This window comes from Peribacillus sp. NJ11 (genome assembly GCF_030348405.1).
Classification (GTDB): domain Bacteria; phylum Bacillota; class Bacilli; order Bacillales; family DSM-1321; genus Peribacillus.
Window position 1 is genome coordinate 3060595 of record NZ_JAUCFO010000001.1, and the last position, 26953, is coordinate 3087547.

Sequence of the window (26953 nt, forward strand, 5' to 3'; positions counted from 1 at the left end):
AGGAATTTCAACATGGATAACGTAATAACGGTGACAATAGTGTGTATTTGTGAGGAGGAGTGGTTTTGGCTGAAGAATTTGACCTCGTTATCCTCGGAGGAGGAACAGGCGGGTATGTGGCAGCAATAAGGGCTGCTCAATTAGGATTGAAAACGGCTGTCGTGGAGAAAGGCAAGCTCGGCGGAACGTGTCTACATAAAGGCTGTATCCCTTCAAAAGCACTTTTAAGGAGTGCTGAAGTTTATCAGACTGCAGTGAAAAGTGAGGAATTCGGTATTGTAACCGGGGATGTAAAGGTGGATTTCCTTAAGGTGCAGGAAAGAAAGAATAAAGTCGTCGATCAACTCTATAAAGGTGTTCAGCACTTGATGAAACAAGGGAAGATAACGGTTTATGAAGGTTTAGGACGTATACTTGGTCCATCTATATTTTCACCGATGCCTGGGACAATTTCAGTGGAAATGAATAATGGCAGTGAAAATGAAATGCTCATTCCTCAGAATATCATCATTGCTACCGGTTCGCGTCCGAAAACACTGCCCGGTTTGACAATTGACGGGGAATTGGTGCTTACATCGGATGAAGCTCTAAAGCTTGAGAGCCTGCCGAAATCAATGATTATTGTAGGCGGTGGGGTTATCGGCATTGAGTGGGCTTCGATGCTGAATGATTTTGGTGTGGAAGTAACCGTACTGGAATATGCGGATAGGATCATCCCGACTGAAGACCAGGATATTTCCAGTGAAATGCTTCGTCTCCTAACTAAAAAAGGCGTCAAATTCATTACAGGTGCCAAGGTATTGCCTGAAACCCTGAAAACGGATGTTTCAGTATCCATTTCTGCTGAAGTAAAAGGATTGGTAGAGGAATTCACAGCTGAAAAAATGCTGGTATCCGTAGGCAGAGCAGCAAATGTTGAAGGGATCGGCCTTGAAAATACAGAAATTGTGAAAGAAAAAGGTTTTATTGAAACCAATGACTTCTTCCAAACGAAGGAAACGCATATCTATGCGATCGGTGATTGTATCGGCGGTCTGCAATTGGCTCACGTTGCCTCCCATGAAGGTATTACGGCCGTTGAACATATGGCAGGCCAAAAACCGGAACGCTTGGATTATTCGCTCATTTCAAAATGTGTGTATTCAAGCCCTGAAGCGGCAAGTGTCGGTTTGACGGAAGAACAGGCAAAAAAGGAAGGCTATGAGCTTAAAATTGGAAAATTCCCATTCCGTGCAGTTGGTAAGGCCCTGGTTTTCGGGGAAGCGGATGGTTTTGTCAAAATCATTGCAGATAAGAAAACGGATGATATATTGGGCGTTCATATGATCGGTCCACATGTTACGGATATGATTTCAGAAGCGGGACTTGCAAAAGTGCTTGATGCGACACCTTGGGAGGTAGCCAAGACAATACATCCACACCCAAGTCTTTCTGAAGCAATCGGAGAGGCGGCGCTTGCTGTCGATGGACTTGCCATTCATTCATAAAGAATAAGGTCAGGAGGTTTTATGATGGTAGAAAAACGTCATGAACAATTAGGCTTAAATGAGGAAACGGTTTTAGATATGTACCGGACAATGCTTTTGTCCCGCAGGATTGATGAGCGTATGTGGCTTTTAAACCGTTCCGGGAAAATTCCCTTCGTGATTTCCTGCCAGGGGCAAGAAGCTGCGCAAGTTGGGGCAGCGTTTGCGCTGGATCGGCAAAAGGATTATGTACTTCCTTATTATCGGGATGTAGGTGTGGTACTTACCTTCGGAATGACAGCAAAGGACTTGATGCTTTCAGGTTTTGCGAAAGAGGAAGATCCCAATTCAGGCGGACGCCAAATGCCTGGCCATTTCGGTCAAAAGAAAAATAGGATCGTCACTGGTTCATCACCTGTAACGACACAGGTCCCGCATGCAGTTGGAATTGCCCTTGCTGGGAAGATGGAAAGCAAGGATTTAGTAACATTCGTTACGTTTGGTGAAGGTTCATCCAATCAGGGCGATTTTCATGAAGGGGCCAACTTTGCAGGTGTACATAAGCTGCCGGTCATTTTCATGTGTGAAAATAATAAATATGCGATTTCGGTTCCTATTTCGAAACAACTATCATGTGAAAATGTTTCCGACAGGGCGATTGGCTATGGGATGCCTGGAATAACGGTGGATGGCAATGATCCATTGGAAGTGTATGCAGCAGTGAAAGAAGCGGCTGACCGTGCACGAAGGGGAGAGGGGCCTACCCTTGTAGAAACCGTCTCATATAGGCTCACTCCTCATTCAAGTGATGATGATGACCGAAGCTACCGGACAGCGGACGAGGTGGCCGAAGCCAAAACGAAGGATTCCATAATTACATTTGGAGCGTATTTAACAGAAGCGGGAATCATGGATGATGATCTTGAGAAACAAATGAATGATGATGTCATGAAGATAGTCAACGAAGCAACTGATTATGCTGAAAATGCTCCATATCCGAAGGCTGAAAGTGCTATGAATCATGTGTATGCACAAAAGTAAGGGGGTAATAGAATGCCAGTGATTTCTTATATAGATGCCGTGACAATGGCAATGAGGGAAGAGATGGAACGTGATTCCCGTGTATTCGTATTGGGAGAGGATGTTGGAAAAAAAGGTGGGGTCTTTAAAGCCACTAACGGTTTATACGACCAATTCGGTGAAGCCAGGGTCATCGATACACCGCTCGCTGAATCTGCAATTGCTGGAGTGGGAATTGGAGCCGCCATGTACGGGCTTCGGCCAATAGCTGAAATGCAATTTGCTGATTTCATCATGCCTGCCATTAACCAAATTGTTTCAGAGGCAGCTAAAATTAGATACCGTTCTAATAATGACTGGAGCTGTCCTATGGTAATCCGTGCTCCTTATGGAGGAGGGATTCATGGAGCTCTTTATCATTCGCAATCGGTTGAAGCGATTTTTGCTAATCAACCGGGCTTGAAAATTGTGATGCCTTCCACTCCTTATGATGTCAAGGGGTTGCTTAAAGCTGCCATCCGAGATGAAGATCCAGTTCTTTTCTTTGAACATAAACGCGCATACCGCTTGATTAAGGGTGAGGTACCCACTGAAGATTATGTACTTCCAATCGGTAAGGCGGATGTGAAAAGGGAAGGGGAAGACATTACTGTCATATCCTATGGCCTTTGCGTGCATTTTGCTCTTCAGGCAGCTGAAAAATTAGCTGCAGATGGAATCTCTGCACATGTTCTTGACTTGCGCACCGTCTACCCTTTAGATAAGGATGCTATCATAGAAGCAGCTTCTAAAACAGGGAAAGTTTTACTGGTTACGGAGGATAATAAAGAAGGAAGCATTATGAGTGAGGTGGCAGCCATCATTGCCGAGAATTGCCTTTTTGATTTGGATGCCCCTATAAAACGATTGGCCGGACCTGATGTACCTGCCATGCCATATGCGCCTACGATGGAAAAACATTTTATGGTGAACCCTGATAAAGTGGAAAAAGCGATGAGGGAATTGGCCGAGTATTAATGACTGTTAAGAAGGAGGAACGATTTATGGCTATGGAATTAATGAAGATGCCTCAATTAGGCGAAAGTGTCACAGAGGGAACCATCAGTAAATGGCTAGTAAAGCCTGGGGATCATGTCACGAAATATGATCCGCTAGCTGAAGTGATGACGGATAAAGTAAATGCTGAGGTTCCTTCTTCCTTCACCGGCATCATCAAGGAATTGAAAGCGGAAGAGAATCAAACGTTGGCAGTCGGGGAAGTCATTTGCTCGATTGAAGTTGAAGCGGCAAAGACGGATAACGAAAACGCAGGCCAAGCTGTTTCTCATAGCGAGGAAAATGTTGATGCACCTGTTACAAAAGATGTGCAGCAAGCAGGTGAACCATCAAGGAAAGCTCGCTTTTCACCTGCCGTGTTAAAACTTTCCCAGGAGCATGGGATCGACCTTTCAAAAGTGAAAGGAACGGGGAATGAGGGACGAATCACCCGTAAAGATCTACTGAAACTTGTTGAATCCGGAACTCTTCCTAAGGCGGATGAACCTTCCGCAATATCCGATTCGGCTCATGAAGAGAACACGCCTCCAATTAATCGTCAAACTAGTGCAGTGACTACTAACGTGCCGACTGCTATTGGTGACAAGGAAATACCTGTTACGGGTATCCGTAAGGCAATTGCATCCAATATGTTAAAAAGTAAGCACGAAATTCCGCATGCATGGACAATGGTGGAAGTCGACGCAAGCAATATGGTGAAGTTGCGTGATAATCTCAAGTCCGGCTTTAAACAAAAAGAAGGCTATAATTTAACTTACTTTGCCTTTTTTGTAAAAGCGATTGCTCAAGCCCTTACGGAATTTCCAGAGCTCAATTCGATGTGGGCTGGCGATAAAATCATACAAAAGAAAGAAATCAATATTTCTATAGCCGTTGCAACTGAAGATGCCTTATTTGTACCTGTCATAAAAAATGCAGATGAAAAATCAATCAAAGGTATAGCAAGGGAGATACAGGAACTCGCATCCAAAGTGAAGGCGGGTAAGTTAAAAGCAGAGGATATGCAAGGTGGCACGTTCACTGTCAATAACACTGGCTCATTCGGTTCAGTCCAGTCCATGGGAATCATCAATTATCCACAGGCCGCCATTTTACAAGTTGAAACGATCGTAAAACGTCCAGTGGTCATAAATGACATGATTGCAGTTCGGGATATGGTGAATCTCTGTTTATCACTTGATCATCGTGTTTTGGATGGATTGGTATGCGGACGTTTCCTCGCAAGGGTTAAAGAAATCATCGAAAAGATTTCCAAAGACAACACTTCCATATACTAAAGTGAAGAAAAAGGAAGGCCATTAGGTTCCTTCCTTTTTTTTGCACTTTATTTTTCAGTAGAAAAACATCGACAAAAATTTTATTTTTGCTATTATTTTAATTAGAGCTGTTCTAATACAGAGAAGGGGCTGTACTTCATTTTAAATAGGAGAAATAGGCTTTTGGTTTCCCATACAGCAGCTTTGTAATTTCTATTAACATAAATTTCAAGAAAATTATGATAGAATGTTAGTATAATCCAGATTAAATTGATGGGAGGGTGGTTTTCTTACCTAAACCGACTGAGCGTTCGTTCTCCAGTGGAATGGACCAGGCATTTGAGGCGGCAGACGATAAGAAAGCGATTACAGATGGAACTGAAAGATGTGAAAAACATAACCTTTCCTAGGCCTTCTTTTGAAGAGTGGAAAGAAGCTGCGGAAGCCAGTTTAAAAGGAAAAAGTATAGAAAAGTTAAAAACGAATACATATGAGGGCATCACGTTATATCCGCTCTATACAGAAAAGGCGGATTCGACAGTAAAAGTATCTGAATTGCCAGGATTCTTCCCTTTCACCCGAGGAACGTCCCCAATGGGTTATTATGAAAAACCTTGGCTTGTCGTTCAACCTGTAAGCGGTACCACGGCAGAAGAGGCAAATGAAAAGATGAAGGCGTCATTCAAGCGCGGTCAAAATGTTGTGGCATACCCTGCACGATTGCTTGCTGAGGGGGCAAGGGCCGAAAAGTTGTTTAAGGATATCCCATTAAAGGAAATCCCGATTTTCATTGACCTTAAGGGGAAACAAAAAGGATTATTCCCGCAATTCAAAGCTATTGCCGAATCGCAAAATGCCCAATTGACAGGTGTAGTTGCAGAAGATCCCATTGCAGAATGGCTCATTGGCGGACAGCTGCCAGAAGATACGGATAACTATTTTGCAGACTGGATGAAGACGATCCAAGATTATCAGAAGATAGGCCGGGATTTAAAGACAGTTCTGATTAATACGGCAGTCTATCATAATGGAGGGGCTAATGCCGTACAAGAAATAGCGTACGGATTATCCGCAGCCGTCCAATATCTATTGGAAGGGCAAAAACAAGGGCTTTCTATTTCTTCAGTATCCGAAAGAATAGTATTTTCGTTTGCAGTGGATTCCAATTACTTCATGTCCATCGCTAAACTGAGGGCTGCCAGGAGGCTTTGGGCAGGTCTTGCTGAAGCCTTCGATACAGCTCAGGACCATTTTAAAATGGCCATACATGCTGTTACTTCCGAATTGACAGAAACGCTATATGATCAGCACGTCAATATTCTTCGGACCACAAACCAAGCTTTCGCTGCAGCTATTGGAGGCATTCAATACCTTCAAATTCATCCATTTACTCACGCAACTGGTGAAGTTGATGATTTTTCAGAAAGAATCGCCCGCAACACTCACTTGATATTAAAAGAAGAAACAAATATCACGACAGTGGTCGATCCTGCTGGCGGTTCATGGTATGTTGAGCAATTAACGGATGAATTGGCTGAAAAGGCTTGGGCGAACTTCCTTGAAATCGATGAAGCCGGGGGGATTTTAGAGCTAATTAAGCAAGGCACCCTGCAAAAAGAAATAGCTGAAGTTTACCAAGGCAGAGTTCAAAATGCGGCTTTCAGAAAAGAAAGTATCATCGGAACGAATGTATATCCGAATCCAGCGGATAAGATTAAAACTCCGACACAGGATAACCAAGTGTCATATATGAAAGTCGAGAAACCGGTTGGCATTACGTCAATTTCCAGGAATAGGGTATCCATTCAGTTCGAACAGGTAAGACAACGTAGTGAAACGTATAAAGAAATAAGTGGAACGGCTCCAACGATTGGTTTAATTAACTTGAAAAATCTTAAATCCTATAAACCCCGTGCAGATTTCGTTAAAAGTCTGGCTGCAGCAGGAGGTATTGAAACACTCGGTAGTAATGGGTGTCAAACCACTAAGGAAGCAGTCGATTACGTAGCTTCCACCAAGCTCTCTGTTTATTGTGTTTGCGGCAGTGATGGTGACTACTCGGAATTAGCGCCAATCACCATTAAAGAAATCAAAAAGCAATTCCCGGAAATCAATATTTATATGGCTGGCAAGCAGCAAGAAGAATTGGATATTACACTAAGTGAAGCCGGAGTCAAAGATTTTATCCATGTTAAAACGAATGCAATAGCCATTTTATTGGAATTATTGCAGAAGCTAGGGGTGAGCTGAAATGAAAAAACCGAATTTTTCTGCTATAAATCCTGCCAAGGCTGAGATTAAAGGGACGGTAGAAGCATGGAAAAAAGAAGCCGAAAAAGCCGTTGGGGAAAATATCGAGGATCTTCTGTTTGAAACCAATGAACAAATAAAAGTCAAACCGCTTTATGTTAAAGAAGATAATCGCAACTTGGAGCATATGGAGAGTGTACCAGGCATCGCCCCATTTACAAGAGGGCCCTATCCTTCGATGTATGTCAACCGTCCTTGGACAGTACGTCAGTATGCAGGTTTTTCTACTGCTGAGGAATCGAATGCGTTTTACAGACGTAATCTCGCAATGGGGCAAAAAGGGCTCTCAGTTGCCTTTGATTTAGCCACACACCGTGGTTATGACTCTGATCATCCGCGAGTTGTCGGTGATGTGGGGAAAGCGGGAGTTGCCATTGATTCCATTCTAGACATGAAAATCCTGTTCGACGGTATTCCGCTTGATCAGATGTCCGTGTCAATGACCATGAACGGGGCGGTATTACCCATCCTGGCATTTTATATCGTGACAGCTGAGGAACAAGGCGTTACACAGGATAAACTTTCAGGCACGATTCAAAATGACATTTTAAAGGAGTATATGGTTCGGAATACGTATATCTACCCACCTGAAATGTCCATGAAAATCATAGCTGATATATTCGAGTATACATCGAGATATATGCCCAAATTCAATTCCATTTCCATCTCCGGTTATCATCTGCAAGAAGCGGGTGCGCCGGCGGATATCGAACTTGCCTATACGTTGGCTGATGGGCTTGAGTATGCACGTACCGGCATGAAAGCAGGTATTGATATCGATAAATTTGCACCACGACTGTCATTCTTCTGGGCTGTAGGTATGAACTATTTCATGGAAGTGGCGAAAATGAGGGCGGCTCGTTTCATCTGGTCAAAACTGATGAAACAATTCGAACCGAAAAATAATAAAGCGATGGCATTGAGGACTCATTCCCAAACCTCCGGTTGGAGCCTCTCCGAGCAGGATCCGTTTAATAATGTCGCAAGGACCCTGATTGAAGCGCATGCGGCCGCACTTGGACATACTCAGTCCCTGCATACGAACGCATTGGATGAGGCCATTGCACTTCCAACTGATTTCTCGGCACGCATTGCACGCAACACACAGCTTTATCTGCAGGAGGAAACCGGGATCACAAAGGTAATCGATCCATGGGCGGGTTCATACTATGTAGAATCGCTCACAAATGAATTAATCGAACGTGCATGGGCTCACATAGAAGAAATCGAAGGACTTGGAGGAATGGCAAAGGCAATTGAAACCGGCGTTCCAAAAATGAGAATCGAGGAAGCGGCTGCAAAGCGTCAAGCTAAAATCGATTCTCAAGATGAAACGATCGTCGGCGTCAATAAATATCGTTTGAAAAAAGAAGATCCGATTGAAATACTGGAGATTGATAATACTGCAGTTCGCGAGAGTCAGCTTAAGCGTTTGGGCGAATTAAAAGCGAAACGTGATCAGGCAAAGGTGGATGAAGCCCTTCAGGCGCTATCCTTGGCTGCTAGAACGGGTGAAGGCAACCTGCTGGAATTGGCTGTTCAAGCTACAAGAGTACGAGCTTCACTAGGTGAAATCTCCGATGCAATCGAAGAGGTGGCTGGACGTCACAAAGCAACCATCCGTTCAATCAGCGGCGTATACAGCTCAGCATACTCAAAAGAAGCGGAAATTGAGGAAGTCGTCCGCATGACGGAAGAGTTCCTTGAAAATGAAGGAAGAAGGCCGCGTTTGTTAATGGCTAAAATGGGTCAGGATGGTCATGATCGCGGAGCTAAAGTAGTAGGAACGGGTTTTGCGGATTTAGGCTATGATGTCGATATCGGTCCATTATTCCAAACACCGGAAGAAACTGCTTTACAGGCCGTGGAAAATGATGTGCATGTTGTCGGAATGAGTTCGCTTGCTGCCGGCCATAAAACATTATTGCCTCAGCTTATGTCGGAACTGAAGAAATTGGGCCGTGAAGACATTATCGTGATCGTCGGTGGCGTCATACCTGCACAGGATTATGAGTACTTAATGGAAAATGGCGCTTCAGCCATTTTCGGACCTGGTACTGTCATTCCCCAGGCAGCGAAAAAAGTGCTTCAGGAAATATACAATCGCCTTGGATATGAGGAAGTGGCCCAATAATGAGTGAAGACAAGAAGCCGGAATGGGTCGATGATAACAATCAGGAAGGTTTTGCTTCATCATTAAAGCCAGGTGTAGAATTAGCAGCCAGCCATAACAAAGCTTCAAAAAGCAAATTCGTCAAAAGACAAAATGTAAACGTACCGATCCTTGAACTTAAGGAGGGAATCATAAAAGGGGACAGGGCCAGGCTTGCTAAAGGGATTACACTGATTGAGAGCAATGCATCCCACCACTTCGATCCTGCACAGGAATTATTGCATGCCATCCTTCCTCATACCGGGAACTCGATTCGAATCGGGATTTCCGGAGTGCCTGGTGCCGGAAAAAGTACGTTTATCGAGACTTTCGGAACCTACTTATGTGAAAGGGGTCATAAGGTTGCTGTCCTAGCCGTCGATCCAAGCTCTTCGATAAATGGGGGAAGTATACTAGGCGATAAGACGAGGATGGAGGAGCTGGCAAGAAACCCCCATGCCTTCATAAGGCCCTCACCATCCGAAGGCACCTTAGGAGGAGTTCACCGTAAAACGAGGGAAACGATGTTGCTTTGTGAAGCGGCAGGATTTGATGTCATACTGATAGAAACCGTTGGTGTCGGTCAGAGTGAAGCTATAGTACGAAGCATGGTCGACTTCTTCATGCTCCTTGTACTAACAGGTGCCGGGGATGAATTACAGGGGATGAAAAAAGGGATCATGGAACTTGTGGACGGAATTGTGGTCAATAAAGCGGATGGAGAGAACATTCCGCTGGCGATTAGGACAAAGTCCGAATATAGCAGAATCTTGCACTTCCTTCAGCCAGCAACAAAGGGATGGGCAGGAAAGGCATATACTTGTTCTGCCATAACCGGTAAAGGAATTCCTGAGCTTTGGGATGTATTGAATGAATTTTCCGATATGACCAAGGAATCGGGTGTTTTCCAGGAACGGAGAAGAATGCAATCTAAGGAATGGCTTTATTCATTAATGGATCACCAGCTTAAAACGATGTTCTATAAAAATGAAACCGTCAAAGGTCTTCTCCCTATACTCGAGAATCAAGTGATGTCAGGGAATAAAACGGTCACAGCTGCTGTTAAGCAGGCGTTTCAATCTTTTACTGATACGTTTAAGCCGAATTAAACTAGAAAAGGATGGGGCATGCCCCATCCTTTTCTAAGAAGTCTTCTTGTTGTTACACATATAATTCCCGCTTCGCTTTCGTTTTAAACATATTCGGAACGCTTTATGCTGTTTAGCAGGTAAATTTATTGAATCACGAAGAGGCAATTGTTATGATAGGATTGAAGAGAAAACTTGGAAGGAGCACATACCATGAATATGGATTTTAATTTTTTAATGAACGACGTAGTCAAACAGGCTCGCGATGAGATTAAGACTGCTGGATATACAGAATTGACCACTCCCGAGGAAGTAGAAGAAGTATTTGCACAAAAAGGAACGACGCTTGTTATGGTCAACTCCGTTTGTGGCTGCGCCGGGGGTATAGCTAGACCTGCAGCGGCTCATGCGATTCATAATGATAAACGCCCAAATCAGCTTGTTACGGTTTTTGCTGGACAAGATAAAGAGGCAACGGAGAGAGCACGTGATTATTTCGAAGGGTATCCGCCGTCATCCCCATCATTTGCATTGTTGAAAGATGGAAAAATCGTCACTATGGTAGAACGCCATGAAATTGAAGGTCACCACCCGATGTCCGTAGTTGAAAAATTGCAAGACTACTTCGACCAATATTGCGAAGAAGTGTAAGCCATAGTCATAACTGAAAAACCCGCCCAATCGGCGGGTTTTAGTTTGTTGACAAAATGGGGTTCGGAATGCTCTCATCCCGATCCATGATTTATAAAAAGAAGACTTGGTTATCCTTCATGAATTTTTACTTTTTTATATGGAATGAAATCCTCTCTGGATTGAAGAAATTTACGACACTCCTGCCGAATAACTGGCTAGCCAAGACACCACAGACGCTTGCTTTGATGAGGCTTGGCAGACAGTCGGCGGAAAGGGAGCGGATTTCTGAAATCAACTGGAATATTTTTTTTAGAAAAAATCCGTAGACTAACTAGCTTTTCTTCTAGTTTGTCTATAGTCTGAAACCCGCCCAATCGGCGGGTTTTTTTATTCATGAACTTGCATAATTAAGGAACGTTTAGGAAAGAAGATAGATAAGGAAGCCAGATATATCCTCATGGAGGAAAGTCCGAAAACTCAGAAAGAAACTTGTGTAAATATTCTGAAAAATAAATCTATTATTTACGTTATTGAATAATTATTAGAGTGTGTTAAAATACACATTAGTGTATGAATATTAGTTATTCAAAATTTAACTAAACCAAATTTAATAACAAGAGAATTGAAAATATCATTTTGGAGGAATAATAATGAAGTTGAAAAAGCAGTTAGCATTGTTGCTTACTTCTGTTTTATTAGTAGGTATTTTAGCGGCATGCGGAACATCAGAGAAAGAAGATAAGAACACAGCTGGCAACGAAGACAAAAAGGTCCTGGTTATGGGAACATCTGCGGATTATCCGCCATTTGAATTTGTTGAAACATCTAAAAGTGATGAAATAAAAGGATTCGACATTGATATCGCTAAAGCAATCGGTAAAAAATTAGGTTATGAGGTCCAAGTTAAAGACATTGACTTTAATAGTCTTGTGCCGGCTCTGGAAAATAAATCGGTCGATTTCGTTATCTCTGGAATGACTCCGACAGAAAAACGTGAGCAATCCGTTGATTTCAGTGATATTTACTATACAGCTAAGAACATGATCATCACGACAGAGGACAGTAAGATCAAAACTGTTGAAGATTTAAAAGGGAAAACGGTAGGCGTACAGCTTGCATCCATTCAGGAGACATTGGCAAACGACTTGAATAAATCCAAAGATATCGGGATGAAAGTTGAAAAACGGAATCGTATTCCCGAAGTTGTTCAAGAAATGTCTACTGGACGTTTTGACGCCGTGATCATGGAAGATACTGTGGCTAAAGGCTATTTGAAAGATAACAAGGATTTGGTGGGCCATGTGATCGAGTCTGGTGAACAAGATGCCGGTTCGGCAATCGCTTTCCAAAAAGGAAGCGAGTTAACTGACGAATTCAATGCCGAATTGAAAAAAATGCTAGAGAATGGCGAAATGGAAAAATTAATACTAAAATGGTTCGGTGGCAGCGAAACTGAATAATGCAGAGAGATGAAAAACGTTCAGAAGAGATGCAATATGCCTTCTGAACGTTTTTCCGCGCTTTATTGTTATTAAAATGAAGCAGGAGGAAGGCCTGGGATAACGGCCTTCATAAGAGAGGATGAATGGAGTGAATCTGGAATTTGATAGGATTATACCCTCCCTTCCATATATCTTGGAGGGAATACCGACTACATTAAAAGTTGTAGCGGTTGCGGCTATAATCGGTTTTGTTTTGGGAATATTATTATCTATACTAAAAATCAGTAGAATCAAGCCCTTGAATTGGATTGCTGACTTTTATACATCCATTTTCCGCGGTACCCCTTTAGTGCTGCAATTAATGCTTATTTATTTTGGTTCACCACAAATATTAGGGATTCAAATCGAAGCATTCCAAGCAGCATTTTTAGCATTCGGGTTAAATTCTGCGGCATACATTTCTGAGATTATCAGGGGGGGGATTTTAGCGGTCGATAAAGGGCAACGCGAGGCTGCACTTGCACTTGGGGTCCCTTATTCAGGGATGATGCTTAATATTATCCTTCCGCAGGCCATCAAGAATATCCTGCCCTCCCTTGTGAACGAATTGATTTCCTTAACGAAGGAATCAGCCGTTGTCACAATCATTGGATTAGGGGATATCATGCGTCGTGCTTATATTGTCGGCGGTGAGACATATAAATTCTTCGAGCCTATTTTATTTGCCGGACTCATTTATTATGTGATGGTCATGGTTCTTACCATCTTAGGCAAAGTGATTGAAAGGAGAATGAGGCGCAGTGATTAAAATTGATGAACTCAAAAAAAATTATGGTAAGCTCGAGGTATTAAAAGGAATCAGCACCGAGATAGGGCAGGGTGAAGTGTTGGCGATCATCGGCCCATCCGGTTCGGGAAAATCAACTTTCTTGCGCTGTATCAATATGCTCGAGACTCCAACTGATGGTCAAATAAGATTTAAAGATCAAATTATCACTGAAAAAAAGACCAATATCATGAAAGTGCGTGAAAATGTCGGGATGGTATTTCAACATTTTCATTTATTTCCTCATAAAACCGTACTGGAGAATTTGACATATGCACCTATGAAGGTGAAAAAATTATCAAAGGCTGAGGCAGTGAAACAAGCTCGTGAGCTATTGACTAAAGTCGGTTTGGCCGATAAAGAATCAGCTTATCCGAATCGTCTGTCAGGCGGGCAAAAACAAAGGGTCGCCATTGCACGGGCATTGGCAATGAACCCGGAAGTAATGCTTTTTGATGAGCCGACATCTGCTCTTGATCCCGAGATGGTAAAAGAAGTGCTCGAGGTTATGAAGTCACTGGCACATACAGGGATGACCATGCTGATCGTAACGCATGAAATGGGATTTGCCAAAGAAGTGGCCGATCGTGTCCTTTTCCTGGATGGAGGTCTGCTCGTTGAGGAAAGTGCTCCGGAAGAATTCTTTTCCAATCCGAAAAGCCAGCGTGCAAAAGACTTCTTGGAAAAAGTTTTATAAGCTAAAGCAAATAGTATATAATTATGAAAAAAAGGTAACGTTTAGGTTACCTTTTTTTATTTTATTCCTATAATGTATTTTTGAGTGAATGTATTTTGAATAATTGGAAATTTCACTCGCAAAGGACTGTGAAAATATCTGAATTCCTGATAGTATTATAATAGATAGCGAAAGAGCCAGGTGATACATAACAATGTTTAAAATCGGATACAGAACGATTAAAACTGCTTTGGGGGTTACCCTGGCAATCATTATTGCACAAATGCTTAACCTGGAGTATTTTTCGGCTGCGGGAATCATTACGATCTTATGCATTCAAGTCACGAAAAAGAAGTCGGTGTATGCCTCCTGGCACCGGTTTTTAGCTTGTTTGATCGCAATGGCCTATTCATCCCTAATGTTTCAGTTCATCGCGTTCCATCCACTGATAATAGGATTGATTCTCTTGATTTTCATTCCAACGACAGTTGCCTTGAAGATTAATGAGGGGATTGTGACGAGTAGCGTCATCATCATGCACCTATATGGGTCGGGTGACATCACTTTCTCACTGCTGATCAATGAAACGATATTAATTGCCGTTGGTGTTGGAGTGGCGCTTGTCATGAATCTGTACATGCCCAGTGTCGATAAGAAACTGCTTGCCTATCAGGAACGTATCGAAACTAACTTTAGTGCGATCTTGATGGGGATTGTCCGCTATTTAAGGGATAATGATCACACATGGGATGGTAAGGAAATTACTGAAACAGCCAATCTTCTTAATCAAGCCAAAAGCCTTGCCTTCAGGGACGTGGAAAATCATTTTTTAAGGGAAGAAGACCTGTATTACCATTATTTCAAAATGCGTGAAAAGCAATTTGAAATCATTGAACGAATTCTTCCCCTAGTCACGAATATTCCATTGGTCGTCAAGCAAAGCGGGATAGTGGCTGATTTTATAGAAGATCTGGCAGAAAACGTCCACCCACAAAATACGGCCATTCTTTATCTTAAGAAGCTTGAAGAAATGGAGATTCATTTTAGGGGAATGGCACTGCCGCAGACACGGGAAGAGTTCGAATCCAGGGCCGCATTACTGCAGCTCATGAAGGAAATGGAACGCTATTTATTGTTGAAGCATTCCTTCAAGGGATTACCCAAGCTGACCAGCAACCGAATGAAAAAGAGGCACTTGGCTTAAACTAAGCAAAAAAGTAAAGGGATTGAGACGAATGAAATGGATCCTTTCTTTGTTGCTTATGCTATCTTTGTGGCCGCTGCAGGTACATGCCCAACCTCAACCTGTTAAGCCTGGCGATCCTTTTATCATCATCAATAAAGCCAACAATAAATTGGCGTTCATTGATGATAACGAGGTCAAGGAGATACTGCCGGTCGGTACGGGAAAGAGCCAGGAACTGACACCTGAAGGGATTTTCACGGTTAAAGTAAAAGCGGTCAATCCTTATTACCGTAAAAAGAATATTCCCGGCGGCGATCCCAGGAACCCTCTGGGGTCGCGGTGGATTGGCTTCGATGCACGAAATACCGATGGGAGGATTTACGGAATTCATGGTACGAATCAGCCATCATCAATTGGTAAATACATCTCAAATGGCTGTGTACGGATGCTTAAATCCGATGTAGAGCGTTTGTACGAAAAAGTCCCTATCGGCACTAAGGTGTTGATTACCATATCGAACGAGGATTTCAAAACTTTGGCAAAGAAAAACGGAGCGATAAAATAAGGAGAGGGAAGCTTTTTGCTCCCCTCCCCATTACGATGTCTATTACAAAAGAAATGCGATACCTGATAATAAGCTCGTTAATAACATTGAGATAAGCATTAAATACACGACGATCTTTCTTATTTTTTTGTTTCCCATATGCTCTCTCCTTCAAAACAGTTTAATTGATTTCATTTTAACTTGAACATTTAGTAGAAACAAGTAAAAGTATTATGTTCATATTATTCCGAATCTTAAAGGACTTTAATGCAAGATTAGTAGTGTTTAAATGGAGTCATCCAATAATACATAGCATGGGGGTTTGAATGATGATAAAAAATATCGATCATATCGGGATTGCCGTCAAGTCACTTGATGATACTTTGCCACTTTACACGGAAACGCTGAAATTGAAACTTGAAGGAATTGAGATAGTGGAGAACCAAGGCGTAAAAGTGGCCTTCATCTTGGCAGGCAATACCCGTTTGGAGTTGTTGGAAGCGTTATCACCTTCAAGTCCAATCGCCAAATTCATTGAAAAACGCGGTGAAGGTATTCATCATGTGGCGCTTGGCGTCGATCGTATCGAAGATCGAATTGAAGAAATTAAAGAATCGGGATTGCGCATGATTGATGATTCATCAAGAAAGGGAGCGCACCATGCAGATGTTGCTTTCGTTCATCCCAAGTCTACTGCGGGTGTATTATATGAGCTTTGTGAACGAGCCGAATCAAAGGAGGAGCAGGAATGACAGACATATATGAAACGATCAATGACTTATATGATAGACGCCGAAAAGTGGAAATGGGCGGTGGAGAAGAAAGAATCGATAAGCAGCATGAAAAGGGCAAACTTACTGCAAGGGAAAGAATCGAACTTCTAGTTGATCCGGGAACTTTCATTGAACTCAATCCTTTTATCAAACACCGTAATACCAATTTTGGCATGGAAAAGGAAGAAGGACCGGGAGAAGGGGTTGTCACCGGTTACGGAAAGGTGAACGGCCGCGACATTTACCTGTTTTCGCAGGACTTTACTGTATTTGGCGGTGCACTAGGGGAAATGCATGCTCTGAAAATTGCCAATGTTATGGATTTGGCAGCGGAAAATGGAGCCCCTTTCATAGGTTTGAACGATTCTGGTGGAGCGCGTATTCAAGAAGGTGTTGTTTCCCTTGACGGATATGGTCAAATATTTTATCGAAACTCCATTTATTCAGGCGTCATTCCACAAATTTCCGTTATTATGGGACCTTGTGCAGGCGGAGCCGTATATTCTCCAGCCATAACCGATTTTGTCTTCATGGTTGAAAAAACGAGCCAAATGTTCATAACAGGACCCAAAGTCATTGAAACGGTAACGGGTGAGAAGATTTCATCTGAAGGATTGGGTGGAGCGACTGTACATAATACCATAAGCGGTAATGCGCATTTCAAGGGAGCAACAGAAGAACAAGTATTGGCCGACGTTAGACGTCTCCTGAGCTATCTTCCACAAAATAATGAAGAGAAGCCGCCCGTTGTGGAAGCGGACGTAGGCGATGACTACCGTCCGGACTTAACGGATGTAGTCCCTTATGAAGGGATCCGTCCATATGATGTTCGGAAAGTATTGGAGCAAATTGTCGATGAGGATTCCTTTATGGAAGTGCAAGAGGGCTTTGCGAAGAACATAGTGATCGGTTTAGCGCGAATCAAAGGGAAATCAGTGGGGCTTGTCTGTAACCAGCCAAAAGTATTGGCAGGGGGACTGGATATTGATTCATCTGATAAGGCTGCCCGTTTTATTCGTTTCTGTGACTCGTTTAACATTCCGTTAATTACGTTTGAAGATGTTTCCGGGTTCTTTCCGGGCGTTAAACAAGAGCATGGCGGAATCATTCGCCACGGTGCAAAGCTGCTATACGCTTATTCGGAAGCAACAGTACCAAAATTGACGATCATTCTGCGTAAAGCATACGGGGGAGCTTACGTGGCTCTTAATAGTAAATCCATCGGTGCGGATCTTACGTTTGCATGGCCGAATGCTGAAATCGCGGTAATGGGTTCTGCTGGAGCGGCAAATATCATTTTTGCCCGTGAAATTCAAAATAGTGAAGATCCAGATGCGACCCGTGCAGCTAAAATAGAAGAGTACCGTGAGAAATTCGCCAATCCATATGTTGCCGCAAGTCTTGGAATGGTGGATGATGTAATTGATCCCCGTGAAACAAGGATTAAGATCATTCAATCACTTGAAATGCTTCGCAACAAAAAAGAAAAACGTCCATGGAAAAAACACGGCAATATCCCGTTGTGATCCAACTGCAAGGAGCCCAAAATAAATCCATTTTGGGCTCTTTCCATATTGGGAAGAAATCATGATTAAAGGAAATCATTTATAAGACATCATTCACCAGTTTAAAACGACCTTTTGGGAGGGAAATGACCATTAAGCAGGGTTCTTCATTTTCACATTATTTGCCGGGGCGCCGCTTTTAGAAGTATAATTAAAGAGGAAAACTTTTTTGGAGGTTTTATTTTATGATTAATGAAGAACGTTTAGTTAGTGAATTCATGGAATTGGTGCAGATTGATTCCGAAACGAAAAATGAAGCAGCCATCGCCAAAGTGCTGAAAGAAAAATTCGGGGCACTGGGTGTAGAGGTTTTTGAAGATGATACAACAGCAGTTACCGGTCATGGTGCAGGCAATTTAGTATGTACTTTAAAAGGAATGAAAGAAGGCGTAGATACCATTTATTTCACCTCCCATATGGACACGGTTGTTCCTGGGAACGGAATCAAGCCTTCCATCAAAGATGGATACATAGTGTCAGACGGAACGACCATTTTAGGGGCGGATGACAAAGCTGGATTAGCGGTCATGTTAGAAACGCTTAAAGTGTTGAAAGAACAGAATATCGAGCATGGAACAATCGAGTTCATCATAACAGTCGGTGAAGAATCTGGCTTGGTTGGAGCAAAGGCATTGGATCGCTCCCTTGTAACGGCTAAATTCGGTTTTGCACTTGATAGTGATGGAAAAGTGGGCAATATCGTCGTTGCTGCACCTACTCAGGCGAAAGTGTCTGCGACAATTTTAGGCAAGACTGCTCACGCTGGTGTCGCTCCAGAAAAAGGAGTTTCGGCTATTACGATTGCAGCAAAAGCAATCTCTAGAATGCCATTAGGCCGAATCGACGAGGAAACGACAGCCAACATCGGACGTTTCCAGGGTGGACAGCAAACCAATATTGTTTGTGACCATGTTGAAATCCTTGCAGAAGCAAGATCCTTGATTCCTGAAAAAATGGAAAAACAGGTAGCAAGAATGAAAGAGGCATTCGAGACTGCCGCTATTGAAATGGGCGGACGTGCCGAAGTTGAAGTTAACGTCATGTATCCTGGTTTTAAATATGGGGCTGGTGACCATGTAGTCGAAATTGCGAGAAAGGCAGCAGAGAAAATCGGCCGTCCATGCGAGTTGGTTAAAAGCGGCGGCGGAAGCGATGCGAATGTCATTGCAGGCTTTGGGATTCCTACTGTCAATCTCGCAGTGGGCTATGAAGATATCCATACTACGAATGAAAGAATTCCAGTTGAGGAATTAACGAAGCTTGCTGAGATGGTTGTCAGTATCATCAAAGAAGTATCCGGCGAATAATCAACCCGGAAAATGACAGGAGTTTCCTGAATATATCGAAGCAGGTTACCGACGGGAAACCTGCTGCATTACATTGGTTCCCACTTTCCAGGATTTGTTGCTGGCATGACAAAGTCTGGAATGAATTGTAACCACTGATTGATATGAATGAGGTATTATATCCAGGTAAATCAGGTATCGGCAGATGAACAGAGGGGGATTACATTAAAGGTGGATATCCCCTTCATTGTCCAGGCAGCCCGTGAAATACTTGATTTACGGATATACCCTTTGAACGGATAGGCTAATTAGGCAATCAAAAAACTGAATATATGCAGGGTGTTGCCAATGTGGGTAGCCGTTTGATTACGATCATTGATCCGCAAAAACTCGTATCATCTTTGGAAGGAGTTCAGGTATTGCAGGAATTTATGTACAGTCATCAATACATGATGGCTGTTTTTCTTGGAGTGGAAGCACTTTTACAGTGATTACCAAAGATAAATAGGGGTATCTTAAAAGAAATGTTTTTTTTATTGACCCTATTATCCGGTGTTTTTTATTTTTACAAGGATGTGACGGTCAAACATGAAGGACATGTATCCCAAAAATGGCAGGGTCATTCTCCATGTAGACATGAATAGTTTCTATGCTTCAGTGGAAATGTCATATGATGTTTCATTGAAAGGCAAACCGCTTGCCATAGCAGGCAATGTTGAAGAGAGAAGAGGCATAATCGTCACTTGCAGCTATGAAGCAAGGAAGTTTGGGGTTAAAACGACCATGCCGATTTGGCAGGCGAAAAAACTATGTCCTCAATTAGTCATCCAGAAACCGAATTTCGAGCGTTATCGAAAGGCATCACTGGCTATTTTCGATGTATTAAGGCAATATACAGAGATGGTTGAACCGGTTTCGATAGATGAGGGATATCTGGATATTAGTGAATGCGCCGAATTGGGTTCACCTTTAGATATAGCCAAGAGCATTCAGGAAAGAATTTATAATACGATGGATCTCCCTTGCAGCATCGGGATTGCCCCTAATAAATTTTTGGCCAAAACTGCCTCAGATATGAAGAAGCCTATGGGAATCACCGTATTTAGGAAAAGGGATATTCCGGAAAAGCTCTGGCCTTTACAAGTCGGCGAAATGCATGGCATCGGGGATAAGACCTCGGAAAAGCTTCATACTATTGGCATAATGACGATAAGGGACCTTGCACACGCCAATGATCATCAACTGAAACAGCTTCTTGGGATCAATGGCATCCGTTTGAAAGATAGGGCTAATGGAAACGATCCCAGGGTTGTCGATCCCGAAGCGATTTTTGATCATAAAAGCATTGGGAACTCGACAACTCTTCCACATGACACCACCAATCAAAAAGAACTGATCGGTGTATTGGAAAAGCTTTCCGGTAAGGTAGCCGTCCGTTTAAGAAATAAACGCCTGCTTGGTCAAAAAATTGGTGTGACGATCCGTTATAAAGACCGCCGCACTATAACGAGAAGCAGAACGGTTCCTAATCCAGTTTTTGAAAAAAAGGATATTTTGGATGTAGCTACCGATCTATTTATGAAAAATTGGAATGGGGAAGGAATCAGGCTTCTTGGTGTCACTGCCTATGATGTCATCGAGAAAGAGTCGGCCTTCAAGCAGCTGGATATTTTCTCCTTTAAAGAGGATGCAGAAAAAGAACCTCTGTATGAAGCGATGGAACACTTGCAAAATAAGTACGGAGAAAATATTATTAAAAAGGGATTACCCTTGAAGAATCGTTCGATTGGAACAGACACTAGCTTCAGCAAAGATTTCTTTGAGCAATCCAGAAGGCATGATGATTCTTTTGACAAAGAATAGCGTATAAGCTGTGTAAAGATATAGAGAAGGGAAAGATGATCATGACAAAACAACAGATTGGCGTTATCGGACTAGCTGTAATGGGCAAAAACCTTGCATTTAATATTGAAAGCAGAGGATATTCAATTTCCGTGTTTAATCGCTCAGGGTCAAAAACGGACGAAATGATGAAGGAAGCGGAAGGCAAAAACGTAACAGCCACTTATACGCTTGAAGAATTCGTCGATTCTTTGGAAACGCCACGTAAAATTTTATTGATGGTTAAAGCTGGTGCTGCAACAGATGCAACAATCGAGCAGTTAAAACCGTTACTTGATAAAGGTGATATCGTTATTGATGGAGGGAATACCTTCTTCAAGGACACTCAGCGCCGTAATGAGGAATTAAGCCAGCTTGGCATCCATTTCATCGGTACAGGCGTGTCAGGAGGGGAAGAAGGAGCTCTGACAGGTCCATCTATCATGCCTGGAGGTCAAAAAGAAGCATATGAACTGGTTGCACCGATCTTGAAGGATATTTCAGCTAAGGTCGATGGTGATGCTTGCTGTACATATATCGGACCGAATGGAGCAGGTCATTATGTGAAAATGGTACATAATGGTATTGAATACGGGGACATGCAGTTGATTTCCGAATCTTATTTCCTTTTGAAAAATCTTCTGGGACTATCCGCTGAAGAATTCCATGAAGTCTTTACTGAATGGAATGAAGGGGAACTTGATAGCTATTTAATAGAAATTACTGCTGATATTTTCAAAAAATATGATGAAGAAACTGGCAAGCCGATGGTCGATGTCATTTTAGATAAAGCTGGCCAAAAAGGTACAGGGAAATGGACAAGTCAAAGTGCGCTTGATCTTGGTGTTCCGCTTCCAATCATTACAGAATCCGTATTTGCCCGGTTTATTTCAGCAATCAAGGACGAGCGTGTTGCAGCGAGTAAAATCCTTCGCGGTCCAAAAGCCGAATCATTTACTGGTGACAAAAAGGCTTTGATTGAAAATATCCGTAAAGCACTTTACATGAGCAAGATCTGTTCATATGCACAAGGATTTGCACAAATGAAAGCAGCATCAGAAGAAAATGACTGGAACTTGCAATATGGGGAAATCGCGATGATTTTCCGTGGCGGCTGTATCATCCGTGCACAATTCCTACAAAAAATCAAGGAAGCGTACGATCGTGAAGCGAACTTGAACAACCTTCTTCTAGATCCTTATTTCCAAGGAATCGTTGAAAGCTATCAAGGAGCTTTACGTGAAGTAGTGTCAACGGCAGTGATGAACGGAATTCCGGTTCCTTGCTTGTCATCAGCTCTTGCTTATTTCGACAGCTATCGTACAGAAACGCTGCCAGCTAACCTAATTCAAGCTCAACGTGACTATTTTGGAGCTCATACTTATCAACGCATTGATAAAGAGGGAACGTTCCATACCGAATGGATGGAAAAATAAAAAGTTCAAGCCGGCTTAAAAGGAAATTTCCTTTCAAGCCGGCTTTTTTTGTATTCATCGATTGAAGTAACTTGTATGTACAGAAAAAGAGAGGGCGCCCCAATGCGCCCTCTCTTTTTACTATCTCCGATGCTCTACAAGGTCAATGACCCCTAATACAATATGTGCCAAACCGAAACCAAAGACCGTATTAGCCACCATTTTGTTTGAGCGCCTGTTCTGCTTCATTGCATAGCCCGCAGCTGTCACGGCTGTGCCCAAGGCTGTTGGAATTAATCCTTCACGAATGTCCATCGTTTAATCCCTCTACATCGAAGTTAGTGGTGCCTTAATATCACCTTCTCTAGTGTAACCTCAGCATTCTTTTCTTATAAAGAGAATAAAAGGGTGAAAATGGTAAAAATGAACTAATTGTAAATAGTGCTAATTGATTTACCTTTTTTATGGAAAACGTAGTATGATGTATGTCATTCATCCAGGCCTTTTAGGTTTAAACACCTGCGGAAAAAGGAATATAAACATGGAAAGCCATGGACGGACCCTAGGATACAGTAGGCAGATAAGAGAGAGAAGGAGCGGATGGCAGATGTTCATCATCTGGTTGGCTGTAGCCATTTTTTTATTTTTCATTGCCTTAGAATTTGGTGTTTCATTTTGGCTTAATTCAGAAATGGATGAAGAAATGTCCAAGCCCAAGGAAATGCTTCGTATTATCAGGGAGAAGTTGGTCAGGAAGAGTTTTTCATGAATGAAGAAGGGATGCAGATTCAAATCTGCATCCCTTCTTTATTTAATCAATCATCATTATTTTCGTTTTTCTTGATTTGCCACCAAATATGCCCATCCTTTTCCAGGAGTTCATCGGATGCAAGTGGACCTGTGGATCCTGCTTCATAGTTAGGGAAAGACTCTTCTTTAGTATTTTCCCATGCATTGGAAATGGTATCGACGAACTTCCATGAGAGGGCAACCTCGTCCCAGTGCGTAAAGTTTGTAGCATCGCCGCGCATACTATCAAACAATAGCTTTTCATATGCCTCGGGAGAATTGATGTGTTCGATCCCTTTGTTGGATACGGTCAGCTTCACTGGCTTTGTATTGGATGTCGTCCCGGATTTCTTGACATTTAAGTATAGTGTGATGCCTTCGTCTGGCTGGATATGGATAACGAGAAGATTCGGGTTCAACGTTTCTTCCGTTTTATAATACAAATTCATTGGGATATCTTTGAATTGAACAACGATATTCGTTGATTTGACATCCATTCTCTTACCGGTACGGATATAAAAAGGTACACCGGCCCAACGGAAGTTATCTATCATCAATTTGCCCGCAACATAGGTCTCTGTGTTGGATTCGGGATTTACGTTATGTTCATTGCGGTATGCCGGAAGTGTTTGATCGTCTACCGCTCCTTCACCATATTGGCCACGGACGAAGTATTGATCGACTTCGTCCACTTTCATTGGGCGAAGTGAACGCAAAGCCCGCACTTTTTCGCTTCGGATCTCTTCGGTAGTCAAAGCGATTGGGGGTTCCATGGCAAGCAAGGCAACCATTTGCAGCAGATGGTTTTGGACCATATCCCTTAGGGCACCGCTAGTTTCATAATAACGCCCACGTTCTTCAACGCCAAGTGTTTCGCTTGAAGTAACCTGGATGTTAGATATATATCTGTTATTCCAAAGCGGTTCGAAAAGGGCATTTGAAAAACGTATGACCTCAATATTTTGAACCATTTCTTTTCCTAAATAATGATCGATACGGTAGATTTCATCTTCAGCGAAGGCAGTTCGAATCTGCTCATTCAATTTTTGTGCTGTTTCGAAACTGTGTCCAAATGGCTTTTCTATGACCAGGCGCTTGTATCCTTTCGAGTCAGTCAGGCCTTGAGCTTTAATCTGTTCGGCAATCGTTCCGAAAAACTCGGGTGCCATCGCTAAATAAAAGATCCGGTTTCCTTCTAATTGATATTGTCCGTCTAATTTTACGGCAATGTCCTTTAACTGCATGTATGATTCCGAGCTAGTTACGTCATGGGAGTGATAATGGAAATGGGAAATGAATTCGTCTACCTTTTCTTCCGCATGTCCGAACGTAAGTATAGAGTCCTTGACACTTGTTTGAAACTCCTCGTTCGTCAATGGTCTCCTTGCTACTCCAACGACAGCGAATTTATTGATTTTCTCTTTTTGAAATAGTCGATATATGGAAGGAAACAATTTCCTTTTCGCTAAATCTCCGGTAGCACCAAAAATCATGATCAATGCTGTGGGTTTATTGTTTTCTGTCATGTTAAAACCTCAACTTTCCCTTAAATCTGTCTATAAAGTTGGAATTCCCGAATGTGTACCAATTTCTAATTTTACGTTTAGCTTTCCCTCAAAGCAATCAATTTGCGCATTTTTTCTCATATTTCATTAAAAGATTAATTTGGTTTCGGTTTTAATGGACCATAAATGAAAGAGCACCTTGGTTATGCTATAGTTAAGTCATAAAGTATTTGCAACGGAGGTAGTATCGTGGATTTTGTTTTATTGGGTACAGGCGCTGGCGTTCCGGCTAAAGCGCGTAATGTGACGTCAATCGCTCTTCAATTATTGGAAGAGCGGGGGAAGGTTTGGTTATTTGATTGTGGTGAAGCGACGCAGCATCAAATTTTAAAAACGGCAGTCAAACCGCGAAAGATCGAAAAAATTTTCATCACCCATTTGCATGGTGATCACATCTTCGGACTCCCTGGGTTTTTAAGCAGCCGATCTTTTCAGGGCGGACTGGAAAAATTGACCGTATATGGTCCACATGGCATTGATGCATTTATTAAGACGAGCTTACAGGTGAGTGGCACTCATTTAAAATATCCATTGGAGATCATTGAAATAGAGGAAGGCGTAGTATTTGAGGACGAACAATTCATAGTGACGGCGATGTCGCTTGATCATGGCATTTACAGTATCGGTTACCGGATTGTGGAAAAGGATCGTCCGGGAAGCTTACTGGTCGACCGGCTGCTAAAAGAAGGTGTAAAGCCGGGTCCGCTTTTTAAAGCATTGAAAGATGGACAAACGGTCAATCTCGATGATGGCCGTGTCCTAAATGGGAAGGATTATCTCAGTGCTCCGCAAAAAGGCCGGGTCATCACGATTCTTGGTGATACACGAGTGTGCAGCAATGCCCTCATTCTTGCTGAATCGGCGGATTACCTTGTTCATGAAGCTACATTTTCAGCGGAAGAATCTGAAATGGCATCCGCCTATTATCATTCGACCACGGTTCAGGCTGCAGAAACGGCTTTGAAAGCGGGAGCTAAGCATCTAATCCTTACCCATATCAGCTCACGTTATACTCCAGAGGATTCGGAGAGGTTAAAAGCGGAAAGCGAAGCGATCTTTGCAAACACGATCATGGCAGAAGATTTAATGACCATTAAAGTTCCTTTATATTCAGAGGAAGAGGGTAGCTGAAATCGATGCTGATGTTTGATATAATTAATCAATTGTTCATTGGATATTTAAAGGAGTGTAAATATGACTGACCAAAGTAACCTACATACTAAAGCAATGGATTTTCTCTTAAAAACAAGCCGGACTTTCTTCATACCAATCAGCTATCTTCCAAAGGGATTACAGGAGGCCATTGGAGCAGCATACCTTTGCATGCGCGCCATCGATGAGATCGAGGATCACCCAGGTCTTCCTGCTGATATTAAGTTTTCCCTGTTACAGGATCTCAGTGAGCTGCTTGGTTCGGATTATAGGGAAGAAGAACTTCAATCGTTATTTGAACCATATAAGGATGAACTGCCCGACGTGACCCTGCTTCTTTCGGACTGGATTCAATATTGTCCTCCCGGTGCAAAAGCCAAAGTCCTGGAGTCGACAAAGGAAATGGCCGAAGGCATGGCCAAGTGGGTTAAGAAAGATTGGCAAATCCATAATGAGGAAGAGCTCGATGATTACACTTATTATGTTGCGGGTTTGGTTGGAGTCATGTTGTCTGATATGTGGAACTGGTATGATGGAACGGAAACGGACCGTGAACTTGCCATCGCATTTGGCCGTGGACTCCAAACGGTCAATATCCTGCGTAACCGTGAGGAAGATGCAGAACGTGGTGTGAACTTTTATCCGGATGGCTGGGGTTTCGATGAGATGCTTGCCCATACGGAACATAATCTTACATTAGCCGATGCCTACATTGGGGAGATTGAAACGAAAGAGATCATCCACTTCTGTAAAATACCCTTGGAATTGGCAAAAGCCACATTGAAGGCCTTGAAAGAAGGCAAAGAAAAAATTGATCGTGCTACAGTTACCGAAATTGTTAACCAAGTAGTCGAACACTGATATTCCATTTA

Annotated in this window: 26 protein-coding genes; 23 read left to right on the forward strand and 3 right to left on the reverse strand. The window is 42.5% G+C overall.

Going from position 1 to position 26953, the window contains the following annotated elements:
• Positions 1–65 precede the first annotated feature (65 nt).
• The 14 genes from lpdA to QUF86_RS15190 all read left to right on the forward strand — a co-directional run bounded on the left by lpdA (position 66) and on the right by QUF86_RS15190 (position 15676).
• Positions 66–1487, forward strand: a complete 1422-nt coding sequence (gene lpdA / locus QUF86_RS15125; RefSeq protein ID WP_289334771.1) for a dihydrolipoyl dehydrogenase — start codon at positions 66–68, stop codon at positions 1485–1487.
• A 24-nt stretch (positions 1488–1511) separates the two neighbouring features.
• Positions 1512–2507, forward strand: a complete 996-nt coding sequence (locus QUF86_RS15130) for a thiamine pyrophosphate-dependent dehydrogenase E1 component subunit alpha (RefSeq protein ID WP_289334772.1) — start codon at positions 1512–1514, stop codon at positions 2505–2507.
• Positions 2508–2519: 12 nt separating this feature from the next.
• Positions 2520–3503 carry an alpha-ketoacid dehydrogenase subunit beta gene (locus tag QUF86_RS15135; protein WP_289334773.1) on the forward strand — a complete coding sequence of 328 codons (984 nt, stop codon included), beginning with the start codon at positions 2520–2522 and terminating at the stop codon, positions 3501–3503.
• A gap of 26 nt (positions 3504–3529) precedes the next feature.
• A complete protein-coding gene (locus tag QUF86_RS15140) occupies positions 3530–4819 on the forward strand; it encodes a dihydrolipoamide acetyltransferase family protein (RefSeq protein ID WP_289315723.1) in 1290 nt (429 codons plus the stop codon).
• A gap of 351 nt (positions 4820–5170) precedes the next feature.
• Complete coding sequence (locus QUF86_RS15145; RefSeq protein WP_289334774.1) at positions 5171–7048, forward strand: methylmalonyl-CoA mutase family protein; 1878 nt, start codon at positions 5171–5173, stop codon at positions 7046–7048.
• 1 nt (position 7049) lies between these two features.
• Complete coding sequence (gene scpA / locus QUF86_RS15150; protein ID WP_289315725.1) at positions 7050–9242, forward strand: methylmalonyl-CoA mutase; 2193 nt, start codon at positions 7050–7052, stop codon at positions 9240–9242.
• Positions 9242–10369 carry a methylmalonyl Co-A mutase-associated GTPase MeaB gene (gene meaB / locus QUF86_RS15155; protein WP_289334775.1) on the forward strand — a complete coding sequence of 376 codons (1128 nt, stop codon included), beginning with the start codon at positions 9242–9244 and terminating at the stop codon, positions 10367–10369. The genes scpA and meaB overlap by 1 nt, the downstream gene beginning before the upstream one ends.
• A 192-nt stretch (positions 10370–10561) precedes the next feature.
• Positions 10562–10999, forward strand: coding sequence for a BrxA/BrxB family bacilliredoxin (locus tag QUF86_RS15160; protein ID WP_289327348.1), 438 nt, complete (start codon positions 10562–10564; stop codon positions 10997–10999).
• Between the two features lie 68 nt (positions 11000–11067).
• Positions 11068–11307 carry a hypothetical protein gene (locus tag QUF86_RS15165; protein ID WP_289334777.1) on the forward strand — a complete coding sequence of 80 codons (240 nt, stop codon included), beginning with the start codon at positions 11068–11070 and terminating at the stop codon, positions 11305–11307.
• A gap of 330 nt (positions 11308–11637) precedes the next feature.
• Entirely contained in the window at positions 11638–12441 is an 804-nt protein-coding gene (locus tag QUF86_RS15170) for a transporter substrate-binding domain-containing protein (protein WP_421157108.1), read from the forward strand.
• A gap of 130 nt (positions 12442–12571) precedes the next feature.
• The gene (locus QUF86_RS15175) at positions 12572–13231 is read left to right on the forward strand and encodes an amino acid ABC transporter permease (RefSeq protein WP_289334778.1); all 660 of its coding nucleotides are present in this window, start codon (positions 12572–12574) and stop codon (positions 13229–13231) included.
• Complete coding sequence (locus tag QUF86_RS15180; protein ID WP_289325684.1) at positions 13224–13946, forward strand: amino acid ABC transporter ATP-binding protein; 723 nt, start codon at positions 13224–13226, stop codon at positions 13944–13946. The genes QUF86_RS15175 and QUF86_RS15180 overlap by 8 nt, the downstream gene beginning before the upstream one ends.
• 193 nt (positions 13947–14139) lie before the next feature.
• Positions 14140–15129 (forward strand): aromatic acid exporter family protein, encoded by a 990-nt coding sequence (locus QUF86_RS15185; RefSeq protein ID WP_289315732.1) that lies wholly within the window; start codon positions 14140–14142, stop codon positions 15127–15129.
• A gap of 31 nt (positions 15130–15160) precedes the next feature.
• Entirely contained in the window at positions 15161–15676 is a 516-nt protein-coding gene (locus QUF86_RS15190) for a L,D-transpeptidase (protein WP_289334779.1), read from the forward strand.
• A gap of 42 nt (positions 15677–15718) precedes the next feature.
• Here QUF86_RS15190 and prli42 read toward each other — a convergent pair whose 3' ends face one another.
• Positions 15719–15814 (reverse strand): stressosome-associated protein Prli42, encoded by a 96-nt coding sequence (gene prli42, locus QUF86_RS15195; protein ID WP_155726463.1) that lies wholly within the window; start codon positions 15812–15814, stop codon positions 15719–15721.
• Positions 15815–15981: 167 nt separating this feature from the next.
• On the opposite strand from prli42, the gene mce reads away from it, so the two are divergent.
• From mce to gndA, 6 genes are all read left to right on the forward strand, one after another.
• Complete coding sequence (mce, locus tag QUF86_RS15200; protein ID WP_289315734.1) at positions 15982–16407, forward strand: methylmalonyl-CoA epimerase; 426 nt, start codon at positions 15982–15984, stop codon at positions 16405–16407.
• The gene (locus QUF86_RS15205; protein ID WP_289315735.1) at positions 16404–17954 is read left to right on the forward strand and encodes an acyl-CoA carboxylase subunit beta; all 1551 of its coding nucleotides are present in this window, start codon (positions 16404–16406) and stop codon (positions 17952–17954) included. The genes mce and QUF86_RS15205 overlap by 4 nt, the downstream gene beginning before the upstream one ends.
• A gap of 224 nt (positions 17955–18178) precedes the next feature.
• Positions 18179–19300, forward strand: a complete 1122-nt coding sequence (locus tag QUF86_RS15210; protein ID WP_289315736.1) for a tripeptidase T — start codon at positions 18179–18181, stop codon at positions 19298–19300.
• Between the two features lie 329 nt (positions 19301–19629).
• Positions 19630–19770 (forward strand): hypothetical protein, encoded by a 141-nt coding sequence (locus tag QUF86_RS15215; RefSeq protein WP_289315738.1) that lies wholly within the window; start codon positions 19630–19632, stop codon positions 19768–19770.
• Positions 19771–19867: 97 nt separating this feature from the next.
• Positions 19868–21142: a DNA polymerase IV gene (locus QUF86_RS15220; RefSeq protein WP_289315739.1), complete on the forward strand. Its 1275-nt coding sequence runs from the start codon at positions 19868–19870 to the stop codon at positions 21140–21142.
• A 41-nt stretch (positions 21143–21183) separates the two neighbouring features.
• The gene (gene gndA / locus QUF86_RS15225; RefSeq protein ID WP_289315740.1) at positions 21184–22596 is read left to right on the forward strand and encodes an NADP-dependent phosphogluconate dehydrogenase; all 1413 of its coding nucleotides are present in this window, start codon (positions 21184–21186) and stop codon (positions 22594–22596) included.
• Between the two features lie 120 nt (positions 22597–22716).
• On the opposite strand, the gene QUF86_RS15230 is transcribed toward gndA, so the two are convergent.
• Complete coding sequence (locus tag QUF86_RS15230) at positions 22717–22890, reverse strand: asparagine synthase (RefSeq protein ID WP_089361468.1); 174 nt, start codon at positions 22888–22890, stop codon at positions 22717–22719.
• A gap of 292 nt (positions 22891–23182) precedes the next feature.
• On the opposite strand from QUF86_RS15230, the gene QUF86_RS15235 reads away from it, so the two are divergent.
• Positions 23183–23344, forward strand: coding sequence for a hypothetical protein (locus QUF86_RS15235; RefSeq protein ID WP_289334781.1), 162 nt, complete (start codon positions 23183–23185; stop codon positions 23342–23344).
• A gap of 46 nt (positions 23345–23390) precedes the next feature.
• Here QUF86_RS15235 and zwf read toward each other — a convergent pair whose 3' ends face one another.
• Positions 23391–24890, reverse strand: coding sequence for a glucose-6-phosphate dehydrogenase (gene zwf, locus QUF86_RS15240; protein ID WP_289315742.1), 1500 nt, complete (start codon positions 24888–24890; stop codon positions 23391–23393).
• Positions 24891–25118: 228 nt separating this feature from the next.
• On the opposite strand from zwf, the gene rnz reads away from it, so the two are divergent.
• Positions 25119–26060, forward strand: coding sequence for a ribonuclease Z (gene rnz / locus QUF86_RS15245; protein WP_289315743.1), 942 nt, complete (start codon positions 25119–25121; stop codon positions 26058–26060).
• Positions 26061–26123: 63 nt separating this feature from the next.
• Positions 26124–26942 carry a squalene/phytoene synthase family protein gene (locus tag QUF86_RS15250; RefSeq protein ID WP_289334782.1) on the forward strand — a complete coding sequence of 273 codons (819 nt, stop codon included), beginning with the start codon at positions 26124–26126 and terminating at the stop codon, positions 26940–26942.
• Positions 26943–26953: the final 11 nt, after the last annotated feature.